Source organism: Eubacterium sp. AF15-50 (genome assembly GCF_934835595.1).
GTDB classification, from domain to species: Bacteria; Bacillota; Clostridia; order Lachnospirales; family Lachnospiraceae; genus Eubacterium_G; species Eubacterium_G segne.
Genome location: NZ_CAKVZL010000117.1, coordinates 1 through 5,519 on the forward strand (window position 1 = coordinate 1; position 5,519 = coordinate 5,519).

General features: G+C 33.3%; 5 protein-coding genes. All 5 read right to left on the reverse strand.

The annotated features are described in order from the left end of the window. A partial coding sequence (gene mutS / locus Q5O73_RS09915) for a DNA mismatch repair protein MutS (protein ID WP_302669605.1) occupies positions 1-1,936 on the reverse strand: 1,936 nt, incomplete at its 3' end. A 1-nt stretch (position 1,937) separates the two neighbouring features. Continuing rightward, a complete protein-coding gene (gene miaB / locus Q5O73_RS09920; protein ID WP_302669606.1) occupies positions 1,938-3,344 on the reverse strand; it encodes a tRNA (N6-isopentenyl adenosine(37)-C2)-methylthiotransferase MiaB in 1,407 nt (468 codons plus the stop codon). Between the two features lie 14 nt (positions 3,345-3,358). Further along, a complete protein-coding gene (locus tag Q5O73_RS09925; RefSeq protein WP_118588625.1) occupies positions 3,359-3,913 on the reverse strand; it encodes a 5-formyltetrahydrofolate cyclo-ligase in 555 nt (184 codons plus the stop codon). Positions 3,914-3,919: 6 nt separating this feature from the next. Continuing rightward, complete coding sequence (locus Q5O73_RS09930; RefSeq protein ID WP_021953075.1) at positions 3,920-4,132, reverse strand: DUF896 domain-containing protein; 213 nt, start codon at positions 4,130-4,132, stop codon at positions 3,920-3,922. A 1-nt stretch (position 4,133) separates the two neighbouring features. After that, the gene (locus Q5O73_RS09935; protein WP_021953076.1) at positions 4,134-5,333 is read right to left on the reverse strand and encodes a hypothetical protein; all 1,200 of its coding nucleotides are present in this window, start codon (positions 5,331-5,333) and stop codon (positions 4,134-4,136) included. Between the last annotated feature and the right edge of the window lie 186 nt (positions 5,334-5,519).

Below are 5,519 nucleotides of genomic sequence, written 5' to 3' on the forward strand. Positions count from 1 at the left end.
GTCTCATATATGTAGATTTTCCTGCCATGTTAGGACCTGTAATAATGGATAATCTGTTATGATTCATGTCAAGATATGTGTTATTAGCTATAAACATATTCTCAGGAATCATTTTCTCTACTACAGGATGTCTTCCGTCTTTTATGTCGATTACACCCTTTTCATTTATTTTCGGCTTCACATAATGATTTCTTTCAGCAACAAAGGCAAGGGATGCAAAAACATCAATTTGAGCCACTGCCTTTGCAGTCTGCTGTATTCTGTTTATTTGGTTAAATATTTCATCACGAATAGCCGTAAATATATTATATTCAAGAGAAAACAGCTTGTCCTCTGCCCCTACAATAACCTCTTCAAGTTCCTTTAACTTATCTGTAGTGTATCTTTCTGCATTAGTAAGGGTTTGTTTTCTAATATAATAATCCGGCACTAAATCCTTAAATGAATTTGAAACTTCAATATAATATCCGAAAACCTTGTTATATTTAATTTTTAACTTAGAAATGCCTGTAGCTTCCTTTTCATCTGCTTCAAGCTGAGCTAACCATGTTTTACCCTCTGTTTTGGCACTTCTTAATTTATCAATTTCCTCATTGTAGCCACTTCTGATTATTCCACCTTCTTTAATATTAATAGGAGGGTCATCATTTATTGATTCAGCAATAAGCTTTGTTATGTCCTCTAATGTATCTAATCTGCCTAATATATCAAGAAACAGTGGAGACTTAAAATCTTTTATGATGTTCTTAATATGAGGTAACATTTCCAATGATGTTTTAAATGCAATTAAATCCCTTGGATTTGCAGACCTGTAGGAAATTTTGCTAAGTAATCTTTCCAAATCATAAATAGGAGCAAGATATTCCCTAAGTTCATCACGGGTAATAAGGGAATTGTTAAGCTCCTCAATCACCTTTTGTCTGTTTATAATTTCTTCTTTATCTATTAAGGGTTGCTCAATATAATTTCTTAAAGTTCTTGCTCCCATGGCAGTTTTTGTTTTATCAAGAACCCACAGCAGGGAACCTCTTTTTTGCTTTTCCCTTAAAGTTTCACACAGTTCCAAATTTCTTCTTGTGGAAGTGTCTAAAATCATAAAGGTACTAGTAGAGTACGGAATAAGCTTAGACAAATGTGAAAGGGAATTTTTCTGAGTTTCATAAAGATATTTAAGAAGTGAGCCTGAGGCAATAATTCCTAAACTCATTTCAGAAATACCAAGCCCTGATAAGTCTATTATATTAAAATGTTCTTTAAGAATATCTGAACAGTTTTCCTCATCAAAATACCATTCCTCTAACTCAAAAACAGATATGGATAGACGATTTTTTATATCTTCTATATCCATACCGCACATTAAAAATGAGTGATTACATATTATTTCACTAGGGGTAAACTTGTTTATTTCATCTAAAACATTTCTTTCAGTTGCCACTTCCGTAACATAGTAATCTCCTGTAGTTACATCTGCTATTGAAATACCAAATTTTCCCCCTACATAAGCAATGGACATAAGATAATTATTCTTTCCCTCATCCATTGCCGTGGTATTTAAGTTAGTTCCCGGTGTGACAATTCTTACAACCTCTCTTCTAACAAGCCCCTTTGCCTGTGCCGGGTCTTCAGTCTGTTCAACTATGCAGACTTTATATCCTCTTGTAACTAACTTATTTATATAAGTATCCACTGCATGATATGGGACACCACACATAGGTGCCCTTTCCTTTAATCCACAGCTTTTTCCCGTAAGGGTAATTTCCATAGTCTTTGATGCTGTTATTGCATCGTCAAAAAACATTTCATAAAAATCCCCTAAACGGTAAAATATTATACAGTCATCATTCTGCTTTTTTGTTTCTAAATACATTTTCATCATAGGCGTAAGTTCACTTAAGTGATTATCCCATACGTCCTGCATCATCTGTGGTAAAGCCATATTAATCCACCATTTCTCCCATATAGTAAAAACCTTTTGCTTCTTCTAATTTAACATTTACAAGACTTCCGATTAGAGATACATCAGCCGGAAAATGTACAACTGAATTGTTGCTTAATCTTCCTGAAACATATCCCGGAATTTTTTTATTTACTTCTTCTACCAAAACTTCCTGAACACTACCTTCTAAAGCTTTTGTTTTTTCTTTTGAGATGCTATTTACCAAACTTAAAAGTCTGTCAAATCTATCTTTTACAACATCCTCCGGCACCTGGTCAGGCATTTTTGCAGCAGGTGTTCCGGAACGTTTAGAATATATAAATGTAAAGGCTGAATCATACTGTGCCTTTTCTACAACATCAAGGGTTTCTTCAAAGTCTTCTTCTGTTTCTCCCGGAAATCCCACTATAATATCTGTTGTAATACCAATATCCGGTATTTCTTTTCTTAATTTTTCCACAAGGGTTAAATATTGTTCCTTGTTATAATGTCGGTTCATGATTTTAAGTAAACGGCTGCTTCCAGACTGAAGGGGCAAATGCATCTGCTTACATATTTTCTTTGATTTCGCCATAACCTCTATTAATTCATCTGACAAATCCTTTGGATGGGAGGTCATGAATCTAATCCTCTTAAGTCCCTCAATATCCTCTATCCGCTGTAAAAGCTGTGCAAAGGTTATGGGATTTTCAAGAGTCTTTCCATATGAATTAACATTTTGACCTAAAAGCATTATTTCCACAACACCGTTAGCTACCAACTGCTTAATTTCATCAATAATATCTTCTGGATTTCTGCTTCTTTCCCGGCCTCTTACATAGGGAACAATACAGTAACTGCAAAAATTGTTGCAGCCGTACATAATGTTTACGCCGGATTTAAAGTCATACTTTCTCACTGTTGGAAGCTCCTCAACTATTTCCGTTGTTCCATCCCATATATCTTCAACCTTGTGTCCGCTTATAAGTCTCTCGTATAAAAGCTGTGCCAGCAAAAATATGTTGTGGGTTCCAAAAATTATATCAATAAATCTGTAACTTTTATTTAACTTTTCAACTACCTGTGGCTCCTGCATCATACATCCACACAAACCTATAATCATTTCAGGATTCTTCTCTTTTATCTTTGAAAGATAGCCTAACCTTCCATATATCTTTAAATTGGCATTCTCCCTTACGGTACAGGTATTATACAACACCAAATCAGCATGTTCATCGTCAGTTTCTTCGTAACCTATTTCACTAAGTATACCCATCAGTTTCTCTGAATCCTTAAAATTCATCTGACAGCCGAAAGTGACAACACATGTTGAAAGTTTTCTGCCATATTGCTGTTCTTTTATTTTCACTAATTCCTTACATTTCTGTATATAATATTTCTGCTTTTCCGTCTCGTTAGTAAAACTCATTCTAATCTCCTGTTTTAATTAATATTTATAAATCTTTTTTCGCTAATAATATGATACATTTTCACATCATGGTCCTCTGTGGGTATTTCCTCAAAAATCTGATAATCATAGCATATTCCCACAGACTTAATAGGGTAATCCTTAAGGTATCTGTCGTAAAAGCCTCCTGCCTGACCTATTCTGTCACCACTTTCAGAAAAAACCACTCCCGGAACTAATATTAAATCAGCCGTAGTTTCTTCATTTTTTTCATCAGGCTCAAATATCCCATAAGCTCCCTTTTTAAGCCCTGATAACCTGTCAATGGCATAAAACTTCATAATGCCTGCCTTATCAAGAACCTTGGGCAGAGAAACCCTCTTCCCATCTGCAATTGCCTTTTCTATAAGAAATGATAAATCCACTTCATTTCTTATGGAATTATAGCAAAACACTGACCTAGCTTCCCTGTAAACGGAACTGTCTATTAATCTTTCACATATCTTTTTACTTAATATGTCTACCTGATTTTTAGGCATTTCTTTTCTTTTATTTTGTATTTCTTTTCGTAAAGAGTCTTTTGTTGTCATTTTAAATTAATGTCCATCCCCTTTAGGCTGTACTTTTTTAATTGTTCCGTCAGGATACTTAATGCTCATGGTATTAAGCTCTCCTGTTAAATTACCAATAATTGCCATTCTATATTCTGTTCTAAGTTTCTGCTGTTCTTCCTTTTCAGCCTCAGTAAGTCCTGTTGTCTTTGACTTTTTATATAATTCATTAATTCTGTTAATTTTGTTTTTGTCCATTTTATTTTAGGAATATATATGTAGTCTCGTTGTTAGAAGCAACACTGCCTATATATTCTCCCCTTTCCTGTAAAATAATTTTCTTTGACGGGAACTTATGTATTCCCACTAACTTAATTTCCTTGCCAAATAAAGTTCTATCTGCAAATGTTGAAATAACCGTGTTGTTATTTACAAATTTTATATTTAAATCCTCAGGATATGTTGCATCCACATCATTTGTAATTAAGTTAAAGAACTGGGTGCCTGAAGAATTTTTCTTAATCATATAAGGCTTATTATCTATAACTGTTGCATTTTTAAGAAGATACTCCCCTGTTGTGGTTTTATTAATGCAGGTATAAATTTTCTCTTCTTCCTTTTTTGAAGTTAAATCGTAAAAAACAATTATTTCATCATTTTTTTCATAGTTAAACTTTGAATAAATCAAAAAATTATCAATAATTTTTGCATTAATTACCGTTGTATCATAGTAAGCCTGGTCTATGGAATTCATAACCATATTTTGCTGTTCTAACTTTAAATCACTGATAAACTGCTTAATGTTTACAATTATAAGGTTCTCAACAGCTGCCTCTTCCTTCTCAAGGTTTAAATGTCTGTCGTTTTCAAAAACCGAATATCCCGTTTTCATTATGCAGTTTGTCTCATTGTATGGAAGGACAAACTCAATACCGTTATTTTTCAGATTTTCGTCTTCAATTACAATCTGCTTATTTTTAACAAAATCAAATAAAACCAAGGTGAAATCAAAAAATTCCTTTAACAGTCCATTGGCACTTACCTTTGGAAGAGCTCTTTGAATAATCAGATTTGACTCATCTAAAATAAAGATTTTTATCTGCTTATTGTCAGGATACAAATTAATATTGTCCTTTAGAGAAATAATCTTTGTATGAGTATGGTCTGTTATATTATATCTTATAATATTAAAAGTGTAGCCGCCGTCTAACATATCAGTGTACTCAGTAAAATACAGATAATCTGATTCATACTGACAATTGGTAATATTAAAAACATCTACCTTGTCAGTATATGGCATAACTTCCTTTCTTACATTTTCCTCAAGATAATACAGAAAATATCTCACCTTTGGCAGATTAGTAAAAGGACCCTGTTCATATTCCTTTTCCAAAATAATATCATCTTTTAAATGTAATCCGTTAAAGTATTCTGACTGCGCCAAAAAACGTATATTCATAATGCCTCTCCTTAACAATGTTTCTACATTTAACACATCTTTATATAATACTACATTTTTTCAAAAAAGTCATTATTGCAAAGGTCTGTATTTTTTTGCCAATGCCTCAAATGCCTTAATTCCATCTATTGCCGCAGATGTTATTCCTCCGGCATATCCTGCACCTTCTCCTATTGGATATAGCCC